Here is a 422-nt window from a genome sequence, read left to right on the forward strand (position 1 = left end):
CTGAATGTCAATGATTGGGCGGCGGGCCATGCGTCAGTGCTGGCGCTCGGTGTAGAACTTGCGCACGTATTGCGCGGGCGGCTTCAACGAATGCACGAACGAACGCCCGCCGTGGTAACGAGTGATACGGTGCCCCTCGGGGGTTACCTCCGTCATCGGCAAAATTGTGCCCTCCACGATGAAGTCACTCATGTCCTTTGCGGCGGCGATCGCGTCGGCGTAAATCTTGTCTTCAATGATACCGAATGCCACCGGATCGTTGATGGTGTGAATGTCGAGCTTGGCGGCATCCTTGCTGTACGACTGAAAACCCAGCAGCAGCCGCCCGCGATACGTCTGCACCGACTCGCCGACCATCGGCGCCGGGGCGCGTTTCCCGAAGCGCTGCGCGACCTGATCGGCTCGCGACTGCGCCGCCGCGT

Annotated in this window: 1 protein-coding gene; it reads right to left on the reverse strand. The window is 61.8% G+C overall.

Annotated features, from left to right (window positions below; all coding sequences use genetic code 11):
* Positions 1–33 precede the first annotated feature (33 nt).
* The coding region (locus tag B8460_RS22650) for a hypothetical protein (protein WP_048863432.1) at positions 34–422 on the reverse strand (389 nt) is incomplete at its 5' end.

Origin of the sequence: Acidisphaera rubrifaciens HS-AP3 (assembly GCF_000964365.1) — a bacterium.
In the GTDB taxonomy this organism is placed as follows: Bacteria; Pseudomonadota; Alphaproteobacteria; order Acetobacterales; family Acetobacteraceae; genus Acidisphaera; species Acidisphaera rubrifaciens.